Source organism: Sporosarcina sp. FSL K6-3457 (assembly GCF_038007285.1).
Classification (GTDB): Bacteria; Bacillota; Bacilli; order Bacillales_A; family Planococcaceae; genus Sporosarcina.
The window spans coordinates 1,432,067-1,453,244 of record NZ_JBBOWX010000001.1 but is presented as its reverse complement, the minus strand read 5'-3'; the positions used below and the strand labels follow the sequence as shown (position 1 = coordinate 1,453,244).

Below are 21,178 nucleotides of genomic sequence, written 5' to 3'. Positions count from 1 at the left end.
ACCTGACAGCGTTTTTCCGGGTTTATAGTCTTATTACTCAACTTTCGCACCCAATAAATCAGCCTGATTAATTGGCTTTACTGGCTTTGTAGCCAAACCAATAGGATCATTGACAATTTTAAAACTAAAAAAACACCTCATTCTTTGGTATGGTGAGATTAACTAGAAATCACTACCAAATAGAAGAGGTGCCTCCTACATGATAGATCAAAACCATGATAATAATCAACTACCAAAAGAGCTAAACACCGCTTTTTCTGAACTAGAAGTCTTTAAACACCTGCGCAATGCTGGTATTAAAAAATCAGTTGGCTTCAGCTGTTCGTACTTATTTCAACTTATTTTCTGCCTGATTTTCCAACACAGAAACTGGTTCTCCCTTTTAGAATCAAAGAAAGCTGACGCCTTTCCAGCCAAGGATGCCGTGTATCGATTCTTAAATAAATCCACGTTCAATTGGCGTCGATTTTTACTTCTTTTTAGTGCCTCTACGATTCAAAAAGTGGGACGTCTTACGAATCAAACGCGGACAAAAGTGTTGATTATTGACGATTCGTCTTATGATCGTAATCGCAGTAAAACTGTGGAACTTCTCGCTCGCTGTTTCGATCATGCTTCACTAAAAATGCGGTATTACAAAGGGTTTCGGATGCTTACGTTGGGTTGGTCGGATGGCTGCACATTTATGCCGATTGATTTTACCTTACTCAGCTCGAAAAATTCCCAGATCAATGGAATGTCAGCAGATATAGACAAGCGTACCTCTGGTTATAAACGCCGAGTTAACGCGCTACAAACGGCACCTGAACAGATTCCAGCGATGATTCAGCGTGCGCTTTCGAGTGGAATTGACGCGAGTTATGTCTTGATGGATTCTTGGTTTACGATGCCTCCTCTTATCAAAGGAATTGTTGACCAAGGGATTGATGTAATCGGCATGGTAAAAGCGACGAAACAGCGCTATTCAGTAGCTGGTCAGTTGGTTGATTTAAAGAAACTTTACCGTCTGGCGCAGCCAGTTCAAGATAAAAAGAACATCCTTCGTTCCATTCATTGTGTGATGTTGAACGGCACACCTGTCAAAATCGTTTTCATTCAAAATCGAAATAAGAAAAGTGAATGGCTCGCTCTTCTAAGCACGGACTGTACGCTTTCTGAACAGGAAATTGTTCGAATCTACGGCATGCGCTGGGATATTGAGGTGTTCTTTAAGACAACCAAATCCCTTTTGAAACTCCAAAGAGAGTTTCAAAGTCGCTCATATGATGGACTGATTAGCCACACAACAATTGTATTTGCACGCTATATCGTACTTGCATGGCAAAACCGTTGTAACACTGACGAACGAACACTTGGCGGACTTTTTTACGAATTATGCGATGAAGTAAATGAACTCGACTGGGCTGTCGCTTTACAGCAATTGATCGAGCTTTTTCAAGTTGTCCTAAAACAGACTAATTCTAAACTCAAAAAGCTAATCGAAAGTCAACTACAGCAATGGATAGCTGGTTTACCCAGTTATATCAAGGCTTATTTGCCGATTTCGCTGTGCGAAAGTTGAGTTATTAGTTCTTCAAATCTTCAATCGAATCAATGTCCATATACTGTGGTACAACTAGCCCAGTTTTAACACCTTCCATGTTAACACCAAGTTCTTCAAATTCACCTTCAAATTTTTCAGCATACGTGTTATGTGTCAATGGTAGCCATGCTGCAAGTGATGCATCTGCACTTCCGTCAGCGACTGCTGTCCATAGAGGACCCGCTTCAACCTGTGTCAATGTTACGTTATAACCCATTTCTTCTAACACTAATTTGATCACATTATGACTGGCAATTTCACTATCCCATGCTACATAAGCTAGTTTGATTTTATCGCCATCTACTTTGTCTACGCCTGCTGTCCACTCTGCTACTTTATCTTCATTGGCATCAATCCAATTTTGCGCAGCAGCTACTTCTTTTTCACCGTCTTGAATGGCAATCATCACTTCGCCCATATCAGCTTCTGTCCAGTTGAACTGTGACAAGATTTTATGCGCTTCTGGTAAATCTTCTGCCAGTCCCAGTCTTCCAATTGTACGAATTTGTTCTTCCTCACCGTACTCACCTTTTGGATCTTCAAGATATTTCAAATCATATTCGGCGAATTTCCAATGTGGTGTCCAGCCTGTCACAACGATTGGTGCTTCTTTATCGTAAGCTTTTTTCAATGCCGCTGTCATCGCTGCACCTGAACCTGATACCAGATCGTATTCATCCAAGCCATACGCTTCAATTGCTCTTTCAGTTGCTTCCATAATGCCTGCACCTGGGTCAATTCCTGTAATTTTATAGTTCAGTGACTCGCCGACAGATTTTTCCGTCCCTGCTTTCCCATCATCATTCCCACATGCTACAAGTCCAAGTGCTAATAGAGCTACTGCCCCAAGTCCAAATACCTTTTTTGTCAATTTCATAATGAAGTTCCCCCTTGTTTTTTCTTTCCAGCGTGCTGTGTCACTCGGTCCAAAATAATAGCTACGATAACAATCGCTAGACCTGCTTCAAATCCAACACCCGTTTTTAATTGTGTAACAGCCCGGTAAACTTCCTCTCCAAGGCCTGGTGCACCAACCATGGAAGCAATAACAACCATCGATAAACTCAGCATGATACTTTGATTGACACCCGCCATAATCGTCGGTTTGGCTAGCGGAATTTGTACTTTCATAAGTCGCTGCCATGTTGTCGAACCAAACGCTTCTGTTGCTTCAATCAAATCTTTCGGAACTTGTTCAATACCTAACATCGTCAAACGAATCGTTGGCGGCATCGAGAAAATGACCGATGCAACCACTCCCGGAACGACGCCAATATTGAAGAAGAAAATCGCCGGTAGCAAGTAAACAAACGCAGGCATCGTCTGCATAAGATCCAAAACAGGATTAATGATTTTACGTGCGCTTGCTTGTTGCGAACCCCAAATACCAAGCGGAATCCCAATCACAATGGCTATCGCTACAGATGTAATGACGAGTGCTAGCATCTGTAACATCGGATACCAATAGCCTAAATAATCGATGAACAATAAACCAATCAACGACATCAAGGCAATCCGCCGCGTGGAGATCAACCACGCTAGCAAGGAGAATAGAACGGCAAGCAGAATCGATGGCACCATATTAAGTCCTTCCACTGACCCTTCAACAATCCCCGCAAGTACATCTGAAATACCATCAAACACAGTGCCAAATGTAGTCACAAGCCAGTCGACCCCATTATCAATCCAATCCGCAAACGGTAGACGAGGTAAATTATTCATTTGACGTCACCTCCGAATCGATTTGTTCGACAGAATCGATCATAGCATCATTATTTATAAACTGATTATCGCCTGCCAATGCGCCGATCAGTGCACCTCGAATAATAATTCCTTGTAGCTTGTTATCTTCATCAACCACAGCGACAGGTATCGATGCTGTTGAAACAGTGTCAAATAGATCGATGAGCAATGTATCCGCAGACATCATTGGAAGATCACATATGAGCACTTCATTTAGTGTTTTACCTGATTCGACCGCAGCTACAGCATCCTGCGCAGTTACCGCACCCAATAGGCGATTCCCTTTATCGACCACATAGATCGATGAAATTCCGAGTTGTTTCATTAGTCGTAGTGCAACCCGTGCTCCCCGATCGACTTGAACTGTATCTGCTTTTTTCATAATGTGACCCGCCGTCAATACCTTCGACAAATCTACATCTTCAACAAAGCGTTCCACATATTCATTAGACGGACTCATTAATATTTCTTCAGGCGTTCCAATTTGAACGATTTCTCCATCTTTCATCAGCGCAATTCGATCGCCAATTCGCAATGCCTCATCTAAGTCATGGGTAATAAAGATAATCGTTTTGCCCATATCATTATGAAGCTGTAACAACTCGTCTTGCATATCTTTGCGAATCAATGGATCAAGTGCACTAAACGCCTCATCCATTAATAAAATATCTGGTCCATTTGCTAACGCTCTTGCAAGACCGACACGCTGTTGCATCCCGCCACTTAATTGGTTCGGGTATTGGTCTTCATAGCCAGCAAGGCCAACGAGCTTCAATGATTCTCTTGCTTTTTCCTGGCGTTCAGCTTTCGCTACGCCTTGGATTTCTAGCCCATACTCCGTATTTTCAAGAATCGTCTTATGCGGGAAGAGCGCAAAATTTTGAAAGACCATCCCAATTTTTTTGCGTCTTACTTCACGAAGTTGCTCTTTGTTCATCTTGACGATGTCCTCACCGTCTAGCAAAATCGTACCCATCGTCGGGTCAATCAATCTGTTCAGTAACCTGACAAGCGTTGACTTCCCACTTCCGGACAACCCCATAATGACAAATATCTCACCCTCATAGACATCAAAGGATGCCTTCTTCACACCGACTGTTGCTCCAGTCGCTTTCAATATTTCACTTTTCGTCTTTCCTTCGTTGAGCAGCTGTGCTGCCCGCTTACTGTTTTTGCCGAAAATCTTCGTCGTATTATGGACTTCGATTTTCTTACTGGCAATTTGATCACTCATGCGTACACTCCTTACAGTTTTATACAATTTTAAAACTTGAATACTTCCCAAGTATAGACCTAACAAAATAAAACTTCAACCGTTTAGACCAATTTAATAGTTTGTACAGAAAAAACTGTACGTACAATAATTATTATAAATTGCTTTTTTTCATCGAATATAATACGCTAGATTAAAATAACTGGATTGGCTTACGTATGCCGATGACAGTGGAGGGAAAACTTGCATGAACGGTAAAGAAAGACTTGAAAAAACGCGTGAGCGGATTATTGAATCCATCGCACAAAATATCCATCTTTATGGCCTTACACCTTCTTCCGGAAGGCAGTTTGCCACTATGTTTTTTCATAATGAGCCGTTGACATTAGACGATATGACGGAAGAACTCGGGATGAGCAAAACGAGCATGAGCACTTCTGTACGAGCATTATCCGATTTAAAATTAGTCGAGCGTGCTTGGAAAAAAGGAGTTCGAAAAGATCTCTATCAAGTAACCGATGATTGGTATCAAAGCTTCATTGATTTATTTACAATTAAGTGGAGAAAATCGGTTAACCAGCATTCCATCGCAGTTCGCAGGTCATTAGCTGAGCTCGAAGAATTAGTCGTAGATCCATCTGTTAGTGAAGAAGTAAAAGAGCTTGCCCATATAGATATTGGAAAATTACAGTACATGCGTGATTACTACGAATGGCTCGACCGACTTGTTGACGCCTTTGAAGATCATGATATTTTTAATCTAGTGCCGATTAAAAAACCATAGTAAAAAGCCACTTCATCAGACAGACTCGTCTGACGAAGTGGCTTTTATATTTAGTGAATGAACTTGCGCTGACAGTTTTACCTTGTTCACTGACAGTTTTACCACTTTCACTGACAGTTCTAGCTTTTACACTGACAGCTTTACCGTGTTCACTGACAGTTCGCGCTTACGCTGACAGTTTTACCACTTTCACTGACAGTTCTTACTTTTACACTGACAGTTTTACTGTGTTCACCGACAGTTCGCGCTTACACTGACAGTTTTACCGCCTTCACTGACAGTTCTTACTTTTACACTGACAGTTTCACCGTGTTCACTGACAGTTCCAACTTTTACACCGACAGTTTCACCGTGTTCACTGACAGCTCCAACTTTTACACTGACAGTTTTACCACTTTCACTGACAGTTCTAGCTTTTACACTGACAGCTTTACCGTGTTCACTGACAGTTCGCGCTTACGCTGACAGTTTTACCACTTTCACTGACAGTTCTAGCTTTTACACTTACAGTTTCACCGTTTTCACTGACAGTTCGCGTTTGCGCTGACAGTTTTACCGCCTTCACTGACAGTTCTAGCTTTTACACTTACAGCTTCACCGTTTTCACCGACAGTTCGCGTTTGCGCTGACAGTTTCACCGCCTTCACTGACAGTCCCAGCTTTTACACTGACAGCTTCACCGTTTTCACTGACAGTCCGCGTTTGCGCTGACAGTTTTACCGCCTTCACTGACAGTTCGCGTTTGCGCTGACAGCTTCACCGTTTTCACCGACAGTTCGCGTTTGCGCTGACAGTTTCACATCTGATGATCATGCTACTAGCTTTTTAAAACTCTTTTTCAAACCATTATAACCATTGTCTCCAAATGGCTGTAACTCCTCTAGCCATTTATCCAACAGCATCTCAAGAATCTTCTTTTTATTAACCCCTTTCCAGTCTTTTTCATCGACTACTTCTAACTCCATAAATTCAAACTGTTCTTTCCCATAAACATCCCAATCCGCCTGCAGTTCCTTCTGGTTACCAACGCCATTGTTCAAGCTAAATTTTAAGCCATTCAAAGTTTTAAAGTTCGGTGTGGAGCCGACAAATATTTTTCCGTTCGTCAAATTCTTAATTTGGAAAATACCATAACTTACTTTTTCCTCTTTCGCCTTCAATTTCATTTCTTTTTTAAAATCCATTTCGCTACCCTCTCCATCTGCTAAATTAGACACAAGACGATACTCGCTGCCCTCGTCATTGCGCGTCAGCCAACCACGATCGACCAACTCTCGCCGTAACAGCATATAATCCTCAAAGATATCCACTAAAATCTCATTGACTTCTTTTTCTGCATAGACTTTTCTAGATTTAAATAACAACGCCACTTCCGCCACTAACTGTTCTCTCTCATATTCTTTCAACTGATACGATGTCAAACGCCCATCCTCTTCCGAGAAATAACGTTTCAGTTCTGTCGGAGGTTCAAATGATTTGTCAATCGGCTTATGACTAATTGGTTCGCTCACTAGTAATTCTTGCTGCTGTTTCAATAAATTCATGACAGCCACAAGCGTTTTTGCCTGTTTCTCCTTCTTCCGTAATGCAAAGCGATGATTGCGAATCGTTGATAGGCTACCAATTTGTAGCTCCTGCTGAATTTCCTTATCTGACTTCCCTGCATAAATCAAAGACAACAGTTTCGTTTGCTGGTCGGATAAACCCGTACTTTCCCTGCCCCCGGACAATAGGTGTTCAAAAACAGAGCCATGCGCCACCTCAATATGATGCTCCATATAGCGCCAGTCTTCAAAAAGCACCTCCCCAACAGGGTAAATGACTCCTTTAGCCACCTTTTTATCGCAAAACAGACAGCAATAGTCACGATTTTCTTCCACGTAGCCCATTTCCATTACTTCTATAGATAAATTCTCCGATATATCCATATAAATAAACACACCCCACTTAAATCTTATTTAATATAGACAATAATACATTACGTCTATAAATTAAGCAAATTCCATTCAAAACAAAAACCGTACCCCATAGGATACGGCTTTCTAGCTATTTACTATACAATTCATCCATTACGCACTCGTCTAGCAAAATCAACAAACTGGAACTTATCTGGACGATGACGAGATTCTGTATACTGAAACAAACTTGTATCCTCCAAGTACACCCTACTTTTAATGACCACAACATTAGTATGATGCCCCAAATCCAACAATTCCCGATCCTCTGGTGTAGGCTCTTCCACAATGATTTCTTTTCGAGCATAACTGATTTTCAACTGTAGCTCATTCTCCAAATACTCATAAATAGAATCCTCACAAACCTCTTTCGTCAGTATCGGAATGAAGTCTTTGTTAAAATAATCTTTATCCAAAATGACTTTTTCGCCGGAAATCTCTCTAATTCGAACAACTTTCCATACGGGTTCGTTCACTTTCACGTCCAATTTAGACTGCAGCTTTTGATCAGCCTTCACAATAGAAAGTTCGTTGACGATTGTATGCGTTGGAAACTTCAAATTGGTGGCTAACTCTTTAAAACTAACAATTCCGGAAACGGGAAAATCGAATGTATTGCGACTAATAATAACGGAACCTTTGCCGCGGACTTTTTGAATATAACCATCTTGCGCCAATAATTCTAGCGCTTTCCGAATAGTTTCGCGTGAAGCCTCATACGTCTGCGCTAGACTATTTTCCGAAGGAAGCATCGTCGAGTCGCCCCAATATTTCGTCGTTGTTTTATTTACTAAATCATGATAAATCGTTAAATACTTTTCCATTACTCTACCTCATTATCTTACATAATACACAACCGATTCATAAGGTCTTACTGTTAATTTTTCAAATATGGTCGAGGAATCTGGATAATTAGAAAGAATTATCGTTGCCTCTTCCATCCCCTCTACGGGAATATCGACGGTAACTTCTTCCCCGTAAAAATTGCTCACCACAAGCAATTTTTCATTATTCCAATTACGCTTATACGCATAAATATGTGGATGCTCCAGCAGAAGCGGCTGATAATCGCCTGCTACTATAATAGCATATTTCTTCCTCAAAGCGATTAACTGTTGATAATGATAAAAAATGGAGTTTTTATTTACTAGTGCTTGCTCCACATTAATAGCTGGATAATTAGCCGTCACAGGAATCCAAGGCGTCCCCGTCGTAAATCCAGCTTGAGGTTCAGCTGACCATTGCATAGGCGTTCTCGCGTTATCCCGTGATTTCTGTTGTAAAATGCCTATGATTTCTTGCTCTGACTTACCTTCATTTTGCATGGACTGATAAGCATTTAATGACTCAACATCACGGTAACCATCGATCGTCGCGAAATTATGATTGGTCATGCCTATTTCTTCACCTTGATAAATATAAGGCGTACCATTCATCATGTGTAGCGTTGTCGCAAGCATTTTGGCTGATTGCTCACGATACTTACCATCATCGCCAAGTCTAGACACAATACGCGGCTGATCATGATTGCACCAAAACAGCGCATTCCAGCCGTTTCCTTCATGCATACCGACTTGCCAATGCGTGAGAATTTCCTTCAACTGCATAAAGTCAAAGGGCGCCTTCGTCCATTTTTCACCATTCGGATAATCAACCTTCAAATGATGAAACTGAAATGTCATATCCAGCTCTTTTCGATCTGCTTGCGTATACAAAATACAACTATCCAACGTTGTTGAAGACATTTCCCCAACGGTTATTAATTGATAAGGAGTCAAAACAGCTTCATTCATCTCCTGTAAATACTCATGAATTCTTGGCCCATCCGTGTAAAACCGTCGTCCATCTCCAATATCATCGTTCGGAAATTGTTGATCTTTGGAAATTAAATTGATGACATCCAGCCGGAACCCATCGATACCTTTTTCCGCCCAGAAGCCCATCATGTCATATAACTTTTTACGAACCGCTTCATTTTCCCAATTTAAATCTGCCTGCGTCTTGTCGAATAAGTGTAAATAGTATTGACCACTTTGTTCGTCATACCCCCAAGCAGAGCCACCAAATTTCGACTGCCAATTATTCGGCTCCTTGCCATCGACGCCGTCTTTCCAAATATAGAAGTCACGATACTCACTATCCTTGGAACTAGCGGACTGCTTAAACCATTCATGTTCAGTCGATGTATGGTTAATGACCAAATCCATGATGAGACGCATCCCACGTTTATGCGTCTCGTCTAGTAACTTCTCAAAATCCTCCATGGTGCCATAGGACTCGTCAATTGCATAATAATCACTAATATCATAGCCATTATCATTCTGCGGGGACTGATAGATAGGTGTTAGCCAAATCACATCGACCCCTAATTCTTGTAGATAATCTAATTTGTCCATCACGCCTCTAATATCGCCAGTACCCTTGCCCGTCGTATCGTTAAAGCTTTTCGGATAAATTTGATAAACGACTGCTTCTTTCCACCACTCGCTATTCATCTAGAAACACCTCATTCTGCTACTATTAATCTTTATTTCGTTTTGCAATCAAAAATGTAATGACAAACGGTACGACAATGACAACGGCCATGCCAATACCAAATGCAACCCAGCCACTCGGTACGATAGATAATATGCCCGGTACACCACCCACACCGATTGAAGTCGCTTGAACTTTTTGCAAGGTAATAAATGCTGCCGCTATGGACGACCCAATCACAGCTGCTATAAATGGATATCTAAATCGTAAATTCACCCCAAACATAGCTGGTTCTGTAATCCCAAGCCATGCAGAAAGACCGGATGTCCCTGACAAGCCTCGTAACTTCTCATCTTTCGTTGCTAGCATCATCGCAAATGCCGCGGAGCCCTGTGCGATATTTGATAGTGCTAAAATAGGCCACAAGAATGTAAAACCAGTGCTACCAATCAACTGTAAATCTACTGCTAGGAATGTATGGTGCATACCTGTAATGACTAATGGCGCATAAATTGCTCCATAAACTAAACCACCCAAAATCGCATACGAATCAAATATAGCGACCAAACCATCTGTAATAAAATTACCAATTGTAAAAGTAATAGGTCCAATAACGATAAATGTCAAAACACCCGTCACTAATAAAGCAATCGGTGCAACGACTAACAAATGCAAGGAATCCATAACACGTTTTTTAAGAAATATCTCCATTTTCGCTAATATCCACGATGCAAATAATACAGGTAATACTTGACCTTGATAGCCAATCTTATTCACTTCTAATCCAAATAAGTTCCACGTTGGAATACTATCATTGGCCAATGCCTCACCATACCCCCATGCATTCAACAAATCAGGATGTACTAAAATCAGACCAATGACAATTCCGAGTAATTCATTGCCGCCAAATCGTTTGACGGCGGACCACCCTATTAAGGCTGGTAAAAAGACAAATGCAGTATTAGCAATAATATTAATCATATCAGCCACGCCTGCCCATTGCTGATGCACCTCAATGAGTGACTGCGTTTCATAGAAGATCCCTTTATTCGCAAGAATATTATTAATCCCCATTAATAGACCCGCCGTCACAATTGCCGGTAAAATTGGAATGAAAATATCAGCCAGCGTTTTAATGGCGCGCTGTAAAGGATTTTGCTTTTTAGCAGCTGCGTTCTTCACTTGCTCTTTTGTCGCCCCAGCCATTCCAGTTTCCTGTGTCATAGCAGCATGCACTTTATCAACTGTTCCCTGACCAACTACGACTTGGAATTGACCGTTCGCTGAAAATACACCCTTAACGATTTTCATATCCTCTAATGCTTTTTTATCAACTTTCCCCTCGTCATTCAAAGCAAAGCGCAGTCGAGTAACGCAATGTGTAACCGCGGCAATATTTTCTTTACCACCAACCGCTTCAACAATATCACTTGCTTCTTTTGAATATTCCATCCCTATTCCCCCTCGTAAAAGTTAGTTCAAATACACAGTCATGACTATCGATTGACCTGCGATAACTGTCGTTTCTTTACTAATGTCAAAACTTTTCACAACGTCACCATTTGTCAACACGACAGGTGTAATGGTACTACTAGCCTTGTCGTTGATGATCGCCATATCAAATGTAATCAGCTTATCGCCCATCTTCACTTGGTCTCCCTGTTTAACAAACGCCTCGAATCCCTCTCCTTGAAGAGACACAGTGTCCAATCCAATGTGAATTAACACTTCAAGGCCAGACGCGTTGCGCAGTCCAATCGCATGCTTCGTAGGAAATAGTTGAACAATTTCACCATCAAATGGCGCTACAACAATTCCCTCACTCGGTTCGATGGCAATCCCTTCACCTACCATTTTTCCCGCAAATACCGGATCAGGTACTTCCTCCAGCTGACGCAGTGTTCCACTTAGTGGAGCCATCACTACTTGTTCTTTCGACTGCACTTTTTTACCGAATAGTTTTCCAAACATTTATTACCCTCCACTCTTGTATATACATGTATTACATTTATAATAACCTGTACATACATGTTTTGCAACCGTTTTCAAAAAATAAATGAATCTGCGAGTGCCACACACGGCATTTAGGGGGAATAAGGCTTAAAAAAAGCATGTGCACACTCTAAGTTCAAGTGTACACATGCTTGATGCATTCCTATCCCTATTCAGTTAATTTCGATACTGTTGCTTGCAGCTCAACCTCAACATTCCCCTTAATCGCTCGGCTAATCATGCAGGATGTTTCCGCTTTTTCAGCCAATTTTTGCGCGAGTACCTCATCTTTTTCTGTTGCATCTAGCTTCAAAATAATATGCGGTTTATGGATAATTTTTTGATAGGTAATGACACCATTTGTCACATCGACAATACCAACAGACTCCATCGTCAATGCTTCTTTCTCTAGCTTGCTGCGCTCCATCATAGCTGCCAGTGTAATAATATAACAAGTTGCCGCTGCCCCTAACAGCATTTCATCTGGATTAGTACCAATCCCCGGCCCATCCATTTCAGGTGGAATCGACACTTCTGTTATTAAATTCCCTGCTTCAATGGTCCCTACATCATTGCGCAAACCCGGCCAGTTTGCTGTTAAATGAAAGTGGTGCTCTGCCATTTTTAAATCCCTCCAATGAAAGTTTGTATGATGATTCTAATTATACAATGGATCACAGGCATTTCACGGAAGTCGCCGGTAAATTAGAGGAACTCACCGGTATTCCACGCAAACTCGCCTTTCATTCCATTCAAAAAACCATTCACGACGCCGTGAATGGCCCCAACTCATCATTATTCAGCAAACACCTGACGCCACTCATCTTTCTTCGCTAACATCTCTTTCGCCAGCTGTTGAGCACCTTCTAGGCTATGACTCGCCGCCCATCCACACTGTACTTCATTACATGCCGGAACTTCAGTCGCGACGACTACATCCTGTAATGTCTTTTCCAAAATCACTAAAATATCCTCGTAATCATCATGATTAATAACGGATAAATAAAAACCCGTTTGACAACCCATTGGACTTAAGTCAACCACTTGGTCCGAGTGATTACGAATATTTTCTGCCATTAAATGTTCAATCGAATGTAAAGCTGGCATTTCCATATGCTCTTTGTTTGGCTGTTTAAAACGTACATCGTATTTATATACAACGTCACCATGACTACCTTGTTTTGTACCTGCCAACCGGACAAATGGCGCCGCAACCTTTGTATGATCTAAATTAAAACTTTCCACATTCATCTTCACCATCATAATTCCCCCTCTAATTATTAAATCTATTATTCCGACTCATCTACTCTACTTAATATTCTAGTTATAACACAATTCCAATTTGAATGCCAACTTACTTTATTCAGAAACAAAAAACCTCCTGACATATTCGCCAAGGAGGTCTCCTATTATTATTCCACTACCACGGTATATACTTCATGCTCATGCAAATCTTTATCATCTTCAACATGAATTTGTATACTATACGTTCCTGCTTCCTCAAATGCATGGGTATAAGCATATTCACCTGCTTCAGATTCTACAGCCGTAATCCAATCATGTTTGTCGGGATTTGCTTCACTCCATATTTCATACCGGACACGTGCTTTTTCAAGCGGTTTTCCATCAATTTGTAAATGAACGACAAGACCAAATTCTTCATCAGTCTTTACGTTCTCCGGTTCTACGAAATGCATCGAGAATCCTTCCGCGTGCCCATGATGATGTTCTTCTCCATGATGATCTTCGCTGTCATGCTCTTCCACGCTCTGCGCACCGCTACCAACAATTACTTCCTTCATCGGCATCGTATGCAAGCCTCTCGCTGTTACATGTACTTGAACATGGAATAATCCATCATGATCGAAAGTTGTTTCCGCTGTATACAAGCCGTCTTTTTCATTAACCGATTCAATCTTCATACTGTCGGCTTTCTTGCCTTCTTCCCAAAATTCAAATAGTACTTCATCGGCATCTTCCACTTTTTCATCGCCTTGCGTCACGACTGCCGCCATGTTCACAGTGCCACCGACTTCCACTTTTTCCGTCACCGTCAAATCCACAATAATCGGTTGAGGTACTTCATCTACAGTTACATCTTGCGGTTTCTCATTACCACATGCTGCCATCGTCGCCAGCACGAGCCCCACCATTAACATCCATAATTTTCGTTTCATTCAAATTCCCTCCACTGCTATTTTCCTTAACTTCAGCTCACAAATTCAGTATGATTATATATGATAAGTAAGAAGTAAATGTGAAGTTTATAATTTCACACAGTCTTCACATCTATTTGAGAAAATAATGGATGGATAAATCTCTTTTATCAATTAGGCCGAGGCGTAATTGCGTTCGAATTTTGAATTGTCCCGCAGCGACTTATTTTAAAGTAGATAGTTTCTGCCAAATCAAGTGAAACGAGGTTATTTTATGAATAAATCAACGATTATGATTATAGACGATGAGGAACAAATGCGACAGCTGATTAGAACTTTATTAGAAAAGGAAGGATATAATGTTGTCGAAGCAACAGATGGTGTACATGCACTATTTTTAATCGATAAAACAGCTCCACAATTATTGATTGTTGACGTTATGATGCCCTATATGGACGGCTTTACATTCGCACGTGAGGTCAAGCGTAGTTCCGACGTTCCACTTATTTTTCTATCTGCAAAAGGAGAAGAATGGGATAAGGTTCAAGGCTTGAAATTAGGCGGGGACGATTATATCGTTAAACCATTTTTACCTGGAGAGCTTTTAGCCAGAGTCGAATCTGTATTAAGACGTTCTTATCAAAACAAACCCCTCACCGATATTTTGAAAGTCGGGCCTATCGTCATTGATAGCGAAGCCCATACAGTTACATTAAACGGTACTCAGCTATCACTCACGCCGAAGGAATTTGGCATGCTTCATTTACTCGTGAAAAATAAAGGCCGCGTTTATACGCGTGAACAGCTACTCCAGCTGATTTGGGGAGAGGATCACCAGAGCAGTGCACGAACTGTTGATACGCATATCAAGACGTTACGCCTTAAAATGGGTAGTGAAGGAGATTTAATTGAAACCGTTTGGGGTCTCGGCTATAAATTCGAGGTGTAATATGAAAAACCTAACATTAAGTAAAAAAATCTTACTTGTACTTGGTTCTAGCATCGGGTTTTCCATTCTGTTTTCCTTTTTCTTCATTTATTATTTATATTCAAAATTATATTTAACGAGTATTGAAGAAGCCATCATCTATCAGGGGCAAAAAACGGCGGCGCATTACCATTATGGGGAATTAAGTGAAGAAATCATTGATAAAATTCAATGGTATAACGTCATTTCAGAATATGAAATTATTGTTGTCGATAACTTGGAAGAGCTTACTACCTCTTTCCCTTATAAAATAAATTATGAAACACTTGTCGATGCCGAGGACAAACTAATCTTAGAGCAAGGGGCATTCGTTTTAAAAGAAGGATTTGTCGAAGAGCTAGACCGTGAAATAATAGGGGCTATTTTCCCCATTAAAGGAGAAGACGGGCTGCTTGGCTTCATTTACATTTATGTGCCCCTTGCGGCCATTCAAGATGTGTTCCGGGAGAGTATTCCGCTCCTCATTATTGTCGGGATTCTATTTTTCTTCATTCTTTTTCTTGCCGTCAATCGTGTATGGCAATCTTTGTTCAAGCCTATTCAAGAACTACAGCAGCTTTCCGTTGAAGTGTCAAAGGGCAATTATTCGAAACGTATTGAAACGACAAGCAATGATGAGCTTGGCCAACTGACCGAGGCGTTCAACTCCATGAGCCTGTCGCTGGAACAGCAAGAGGTACGGAAAAAGGAATTCATTTCAAATATTGTCCATGAGCTACGCACACCGTTAACCTATATTGGCGGCTACACGCATGTGCTGAAAGAAAAAATCTATTCTTCACCAGAAGAAGCAGAAAACTATTTGACAACAATTGAAAAAGAAACAATACGACTCAACAAGCTCATCAATGATTTAATCGAACTAAATCATCTACAAGAAGATATGTACACCATCGACAGTCAGCCTATCGCCATTGCACAATTACTAGTTGATACGATTGATCTTTTCGCCATTCATCTCACAGAAAAAGAATTGCGATTAGAATTAAATATCGGAGAAGACCTCATTATTATGGGCGATTCAAAAAGAATCCAACAAGTTTTTTATAATACAATTGACAATGCCATTAAGTATTCCAGCCCTAATGGAGCTATTGCCATTATGCTTAAAGAGGATGATCATGATTTTGTTCAATTTAAGGTGACGAATACTGGCACTCATATCAATGACGCAGACCTTAAGCGAATTGGCGAGCGCTTTTTCCGTACCGATAAAGCAAGGACCCGGACAACCGGAGGAACCGGCTTAGGCATCACCATCGTCAAGGAGATTATCCGCTTACACGAGGGCCAATTTACGATGACCAGCGATGCCATAGAGGGAACAACAGTTATGATTCAATTACCAGGTTTACCAACGGAGGAGAAAGAAGAAATCATATGAAAAAAATAATTGGTCTACTCTTTTTTGTTGTCTTTACGCTATCGCTATCAGCCTGTGGCACCAAACCTGTAACGAGTAAGCCAATCCCCCCCTTTTCTTTTACTAATCAAGATGGGCGAGCCTTTGGAACTGACGAGTTATCCGATACTATTTGGATTGCCGACTTTATCTTCACGGAATGTCAGACGGTTTGCCTGCCGATGATGGCTGAAACGGCTGGCTTGCAGCAACAATTCAAAGAACAAGGCTTACAGGTTCAATTCGTGTCATTTACAGTCGATCCAACAGTCGATTCGCCCGAGATATTAAAAGACTACATTGGGCAATATACAGATGATGAATCCAATTGGCATATGCTGACAGGCTATTCCCAGAAGGAAATTGAAGCTTTTGCAAGGGACAAATTCAAAACGATTATTATAAAGCCCGAATCATCCCATCAAGTTCTTCATGGTACTAGTTTTTATTTAGTCAATCAACAGGGGATTGTTTTGAAAGAATATAATTACGCTAACTCATCCTATAGTGATGAGTTGCTAAAGGATATCAAGAAGTTAAGCAATTCCTAATCGTACGCACTAGACAATGAAATAACATGTCTAGTGTTTTTTTAACCAATTTTTCAAAATATATGTTTTTTTGTTATTATAATAAAACACTTCAAATTTTATACTAATTTACCGATAGTAAATAAGTAACGTAGATTTAACAATAATATAATCTATACATAACTAGGAGGTAAGTCATCTTAACTATTCATTCGCTTAGTAAACAGTATATTGAAGGTTCTTGGAGAGATGGAACAAGTGAAAATACCCTTATTATTAGTAATCCATACAACAAAGAAGTACTTTCTACTATTAAAATGGCCACAATCCATGACGTAGATCAGGCATACAAAGCTGCTTTAGCAGCAAAAGAACAATGGGACAAAGTAAACCCTTACCAAAAACGAACCATCCTCGAAAAAGCAGTCCACTATATCGAGCAGCATGAGGAAGAAATCACCGAAATCATCATCGATGAGTTAGGTGGGACTCGGTTGAAAGCCGCGTTCGAAATTGGACTTGTTAAAAATATGATTAAAGAAGCAGCTACCTTCCCACTCAGAATGGAAGGCAAAATTCTACCTTCCATCGAAGATAACAAGGAGAACAGGTTATACCGCATTCCGGTTGGTGTCGTCGGTGTCATTAGTCCATTCAACTTCCCTTTCTTCTTATCAATGAAGTCCGTAGCACCTGCTCTCGGTGCAGGAAATGGCGTGGTCTTGAAACCACATGAAGAAACGCCAGTTACCGGCGGAACACTGATTGCAAAAATTTTCGAGGAAGCAGGCATTCCCAAAGGTTTGTTAAATGTCGTCGTAGCAGATATTCAAGAAATTGGTGATACATTTGTTGAACATCCGATTCCACGAATTATTTCGTTTACCGGCTCTACAAAAGTCGGGAGTCACATCGGGCAAGTAGCCATTAAAAACTTCAAAAAACCGATTTTAGAATTAGGTGGAAACAGTGCCTTTATCATTATGGATGATGCCGATATCGACTACGCTGTAAACGCTGCAACATTTAGTCGTTTTACCCACCAAGGTCAAATTTGTATGTCCGCCAATCGCATTCTTGTTCATAAACCAATCTATCAGAAATTCTTGAAGCAATATAAAGAAAAAGTATCCTCATTAAAAGTTGGAGACCCAAGAGATCCTGAAACAATTATTGGACCTGTCGTAAATGACCGCCAAGCTGCCAACCTTCAATCGATTATTAACAAAGGTGTCGAACAAGGTGCTTCCGTCTTGCTTGAAGGAAAAATTTCAGGCAATATGGTCGAACCCACTATTCTAACAGATGTAACACCCCAAATGCTCATTGCACAAGAAGAGCTATTCGGACCGGTCGTTTGTGTCATTCCATTTGAAACAGAAGAGGAAGCCATTGCAATTGCGAATGATACCCGTTTTGGCTTAAGTGGAGCAATCCATACGTCTAGTATTGAACGTGGAGTCGAAATGGCCAAGAAAATTCATACCGGCATGATTCATGTGAATGACATTACAATCAATGATGAGCCCATTGTAGCTTTCGGTGGAGAAAACCAGTCCGGAATCGGCCGATTAAATGGACAATGGAGCCTAGATGAGTTCACAACAATGAAATGGATTTCTGTCAATTACGGCAAAAGAAACTTTCCATATTAAAAATAGAGGAGTTAGAAAATAATGGTTTATGAAGCAAAAAATACTGATTCGGCAATAGAACTATTGGAAGCGTTTCAAAAAGTAGCGCCCTATTTAAACAAACTCATACAAGATGATATTACAGTCGGTATTTACGATACCAAACAGCTTTTATTGAATATCCCAGGTGAAACATTTGCCTTGAATGTCAAGGCCGGTGATCCACTCGCACCTGGCGATATTATTACAGATGCCATCAAGTACAATCAAGCAAAATCCGCAATGGTTCCGAAAGAACTTTTCGGATTTCCACTTATCGCTCGCGCTATTCCTTTACATGATAAGACCGGAAAAGTAATTGGTGGTGTCGGAATTGGGACAAGTCTAGAGAAATCCAATGACTTATTCGTCGTAGCGGAAAGCCTTTCCGCAATCGTTGAACAGACAGCTGCTTCTCTTGAAGAAATAGCTGGCTCCGTTACAGAACTTGCGAATCGAGTCACAGAGATTTCGACACTTATGAATGAGGTCAGTTCAGGTGCAACTAAAATCGGACAAGTGTCCACTGTCGTAAGAGGACTTTCTGATCAAAGTAATTTACTCGGTTTGAATGCTGCCATCGAAGCTGCAAGAGCTGGTGAGGCCGGCAAAGGATTTTCCGTTGTCGCTGATGAAATCCGTAAACTTGCAACCAATTCAAAAGAAAATGTTGGCCAAATCGACGACTTAACCAAAAATATTTCAAGTTCAATCAAAAACTTGAATAATGCATTTTCTGGGATCCATGAATTGACTACCAATCAAGCTGCATCAATTGAGGAAATTTCTGCGACTGTACAAGAAATCAACCACAATGCTCAAAATCTATCTGCAATGGCCGAAAACTCTTTAGTCAATTAATCGTAAAAAATATAAAGCAGCTCTTGGATTTCATTATCCAAGAGCTGCTTTATTATTTTTTCTGTAAACGAGATTTCATAAAGCCAATCAAAGCAGGTAGAACAGATATAAAAATGATTAGTAATAGGACTGTTGAAAAATTTTCTTTAATAATAGGAATATTACCAAAGAAATAACCTGCCATTGTACAAATTCCTACCCAAAGAGCTGCACCTACGACATTGTAAAAAAAGAAATAGCTATAATTCATGCGACTAGCTCCCGCAACAAAAGGGATAAATGTACGGACGAACGGCATAAAGCGTGCGATGACAATCGTTTTACCGCCATGTCGATTAAAGAAATTTTCTGCCTTGTTCATTTTCTCTTGATCGATCACCCTACCCATAAAGCTATTCGGTGAGATTGCTGTCCCAACTTTTTTACCAATTTGATAGTTTACTGTATCACCAATGACAGCTGCCACAAAGAATACAATGATAAGCAAGACAATGTTAAAGGCATCCATTGCCGCAAGTGCTCCACCCGCAAATAATAAAGAATCACCCGGTAAAAAAGGAAAAATAACAATACCAGTCTCTACAAAGACGATTAAAAATAAAATTACATATGACCATGAGCCAAATTGTTGAATGATTTCAACCAAATGCTGATCGATATGCAAAATAAAGCTAATTAAGTTCTGAATGATTGTCATGTATGTACTCACTTTCACAATTATTTGTTGAATCAGCTGTATCATACTTACCTCAGCGTAATGACGTCCAGATTTTGAATTAAGCCCAGCTCATACAACCATTAATCTAGGACGCCGCGGACTTAGTCTAAGTTCCCCTAATCAGCAGAGGACTTCTGCTGATTCAAGGTAAGTCAGCCTTATTCATCATACTTCTTTCTACCGAAGTTGTCACGATGCAGATTAATTAACCACTCTCCTATTTTTTCGTATATAGTAATAGTATCTTATGATTGAGAGGGGCTAAAACATGCTTACAGTAGAACAATTACATGCAATTGAAGTTCTTCAAAAAGAATGCGAGCAAGCAGACACTATTCAACTTAAACTAAACTGGGATATGTTGCGACAAAGAGATGACCTCAGCATGGATTTTTTTCACGAAGAAAATGGACAACTCATTGCTTATTTAGCTTTATATGGCTTTGGCTCAACAGTAGAAGTTTGTGGGATGGTCAAGCCGAGCGATAGAAGAAATCAGCACTTTTCGAACCTTTGGCAACAAGCACTTCGAGTAATTGAAGAAAAAGGCTTTGAGAAGATTTTATTGAACGCTTCAGCCTCTTCAACCTCTGCTAAAGCATGGTTAGTCACTCAACCGTGCATGTATACCTTTTCAGAGTTTCAAATGTGCTGGGCAAAGCAACCACTCGAAGAAAGTGAGGATATCCTTATTCGGCAAGCATTGCCCGCCGACTCTTCCTTTGAAATACAGCTCGACGTCCTTTCATTCAACATGAGTGAAGAAGATGCGCGACTCCATCATGGAGACATTAAAAATAGGACGGAGGAGAGCCGTTTTATCATCGTAGCTGAAGGCACCGATGTTGGTAAAATTCGAGTGAGTAGAATAGACGGAGAAGCCTATATTTATGGTTTTGCCATTTTACCTGAATTCCAAGGCAAAGGCTATGGAGGAAAAGCACTCCGTAACGTCGTCAAGCAACAACACGAAGCAGGGTATAGTGTTGGACTTGATGTCGAGGTAAAAAATAACCATGCCCTTCGGCTATATGAATCCATCGGCTTCAAGACTGTTCAAGCTCAGGATTATTATTTGTGGAACTAGCATAGCCTCCCTGCTCACT

At 40.6% G+C, this 21,178-nt stretch carries 20 protein-coding genes; 8 read left to right on the top strand and 12 right to left on the bottom strand.

Features of this window, described 5'->3' with window-relative positions:
- The first annotated feature begins 199 nt into the window (after window positions 1-199).
- Window positions 200-1,561: an IS4 family transposase gene (locus tag N1I80_RS07130; protein ID WP_340737199.1), complete on the top strand. Its 1,362-nt coding sequence runs from the start codon at window positions 200-202 to the stop codon at window positions 1,559-1,561.
- Window positions 1,562-1,565: 4 nt separating this feature from the next.
- Here N1I80_RS07130 and N1I80_RS07125 read toward each other — a convergent pair whose 3' ends face one another.
- The 3 genes from N1I80_RS07125 to N1I80_RS07115 are packed head-to-tail and all read right to left on the bottom strand — an operon-like array spanning window position 1,566 to window position 4,559.
- Window positions 1,566-2,453: a glycine betaine ABC transporter substrate-binding protein gene (locus tag N1I80_RS07125; RefSeq protein WP_340739991.1), complete on the bottom strand. Its 888-nt coding sequence runs from the start codon at window positions 2,451-2,453 to the stop codon at window positions 1,566-1,568.
- Between the two features lie 2 nt (window positions 2,454-2,455).
- Complete coding sequence (locus N1I80_RS07120; protein ID WP_340737198.1) at window positions 2,456-3,304, bottom strand: ABC transporter permease; 849 nt, start codon at window positions 3,302-3,304, stop codon at window positions 2,456-2,458.
- Window positions 3,297-4,559, bottom strand: coding sequence for a quaternary amine ABC transporter ATP-binding protein (locus N1I80_RS07115; RefSeq protein ID WP_340737197.1), 1,263 nt, complete (start codon window positions 4,557-4,559; stop codon window positions 3,297-3,299). The genes N1I80_RS07120 and N1I80_RS07115 overlap by 8 nt, the downstream gene beginning before the upstream one ends.
- A 226-nt stretch (window positions 4,560-4,785) precedes the next feature.
- Between N1I80_RS07115 and N1I80_RS07110 the strand changes: the two genes are divergently transcribed.
- The gene (locus N1I80_RS07110; protein ID WP_340737196.1) at window positions 4,786-5,322 is read left to right on the top strand and encodes a GbsR/MarR family transcriptional regulator; all 537 of its coding nucleotides are present in this window, start codon (window positions 4,786-4,788) and stop codon (window positions 5,320-5,322) included.
- 809 nt (window positions 5,323-6,131) lie between these two features.
- Here the strand turns inward: N1I80_RS07110 and N1I80_RS07105 are convergent.
- The 8 genes from N1I80_RS07105 to N1I80_RS07070 all read right to left on the bottom strand — a co-directional run bounded on the left by N1I80_RS07105 (window position 6,132) and on the right by N1I80_RS07070 (window position 13,921).
- Window positions 6,132-7,250 (bottom strand): DUF2087 domain-containing protein, encoded by a 1,119-nt coding sequence (locus N1I80_RS07105; RefSeq protein ID WP_340737195.1) that lies wholly within the window; start codon window positions 7,248-7,250, stop codon window positions 6,132-6,134.
- Between the two features lie 134 nt (window positions 7,251-7,384).
- Complete coding sequence (gene treR / locus N1I80_RS07100) at window positions 7,385-8,101, bottom strand: trehalose operon repressor (protein WP_340737194.1); 717 nt, start codon at window positions 8,099-8,101, stop codon at window positions 7,385-7,387.
- 12 nt (window positions 8,102-8,113) lie between these two features.
- Window positions 8,114-9,772, bottom strand: a complete 1,659-nt coding sequence (treC, locus tag N1I80_RS07095; protein ID WP_340737193.1) for an alpha,alpha-phosphotrehalase — start codon at window positions 9,770-9,772, stop codon at window positions 8,114-8,116.
- A gap of 25 nt (window positions 9,773-9,797) precedes the next feature.
- Entirely contained in the window at window positions 9,798-11,204 is a 1,407-nt protein-coding gene (gene treP / locus N1I80_RS07090; protein ID WP_340737192.1) for a PTS system trehalose-specific EIIBC component, read from the bottom strand.
- Window positions 11,205-11,225: 21 nt separating this feature from the next.
- A complete protein-coding gene (locus tag N1I80_RS07085; RefSeq protein WP_340737191.1) occupies window positions 11,226-11,723 on the bottom strand; it encodes a PTS sugar transporter subunit IIA in 498 nt (165 codons plus the stop codon).
- A 190-nt stretch (window positions 11,724-11,913) separates the two neighbouring features.
- Complete coding sequence (locus tag N1I80_RS07080; RefSeq protein ID WP_340737190.1) at window positions 11,914-12,366, bottom strand: OsmC family protein; 453 nt, start codon at window positions 12,364-12,366, stop codon at window positions 11,914-11,916.
- Between the two features lie 173 nt (window positions 12,367-12,539).
- Window positions 12,540-13,004 (bottom strand): S-ribosylhomocysteine lyase, encoded by a 465-nt coding sequence (locus tag N1I80_RS07075; protein WP_340737189.1) that lies wholly within the window; start codon window positions 13,002-13,004, stop codon window positions 12,540-12,542.
- A 152-nt stretch (window positions 13,005-13,156) separates the two neighbouring features.
- Window positions 13,157-13,921 carry a FixH family protein gene (locus N1I80_RS07070; protein ID WP_340737188.1) on the bottom strand — a complete coding sequence of 255 codons (765 nt, stop codon included), beginning with the start codon at window positions 13,919-13,921 and terminating at the stop codon, window positions 13,157-13,159.
- 253 nt (window positions 13,922-14,174) lie between these two features.
- Between N1I80_RS07070 and N1I80_RS07065 the strand changes: the two genes are divergently transcribed.
- From N1I80_RS07065 to N1I80_RS07045, 5 genes are all read left to right on the top strand, one after another.
- On the top strand, window positions 14,175-14,849 hold the full coding sequence (locus N1I80_RS07065) for a response regulator transcription factor (protein ID WP_340737187.1): 675 nt from the start codon (window positions 14,175-14,177) through the stop codon (window positions 14,847-14,849).
- A gap of 1 nt (window position 14,850) precedes the next feature.
- Window positions 14,851-16,272 (top strand): sensor histidine kinase, encoded by a 1,422-nt coding sequence (locus tag N1I80_RS07060; RefSeq protein WP_340737186.1) that lies wholly within the window; start codon window positions 14,851-14,853, stop codon window positions 16,270-16,272.
- The gene (locus N1I80_RS07055) at window positions 16,269-16,841 is read left to right on the top strand and encodes an SCO family protein (RefSeq protein WP_340737185.1); all 573 of its coding nucleotides are present in this window, start codon (window positions 16,269-16,271) and stop codon (window positions 16,839-16,841) included. The genes N1I80_RS07060 and N1I80_RS07055 overlap by 4 nt, the downstream gene beginning before the upstream one ends.
- A gap of 176 nt (window positions 16,842-17,017) precedes the next feature.
- On the top strand, window positions 17,018-18,475 hold the full coding sequence (locus N1I80_RS07050) for an aldehyde dehydrogenase family protein (protein WP_340739990.1): 1,458 nt from the start codon (window positions 17,018-17,020) through the stop codon (window positions 18,473-18,475).
- Window positions 18,476-18,496: 21 nt separating this feature from the next.
- The gene (locus N1I80_RS07045; RefSeq protein ID WP_340737184.1) at window positions 18,497-19,354 is read left to right on the top strand and encodes a methyl-accepting chemotaxis protein; all 858 of its coding nucleotides are present in this window, start codon (window positions 18,497-18,499) and stop codon (window positions 19,352-19,354) included.
- 52 nt (window positions 19,355-19,406) lie between these two features.
- On the opposite strand, the gene N1I80_RS07040 is transcribed toward N1I80_RS07045, so the two are convergent.
- A complete protein-coding gene (locus N1I80_RS07040) occupies window positions 19,407-20,051 on the bottom strand; it encodes a DedA family protein (protein WP_340739989.1) in 645 nt (214 codons plus the stop codon).
- 289 nt (window positions 20,052-20,340) lie between these two features.
- On the opposite strand from N1I80_RS07040, the gene N1I80_RS07035 reads away from it, so the two are divergent.
- Window positions 20,341-21,159 carry a GNAT family N-acetyltransferase gene (locus N1I80_RS07035; protein ID WP_340737183.1) on the top strand — a complete coding sequence of 273 codons (819 nt, stop codon included), beginning with the start codon at window positions 20,341-20,343 and terminating at the stop codon, window positions 21,157-21,159.
- Window positions 21,160-21,178 lie beyond the last annotated feature (19 nt).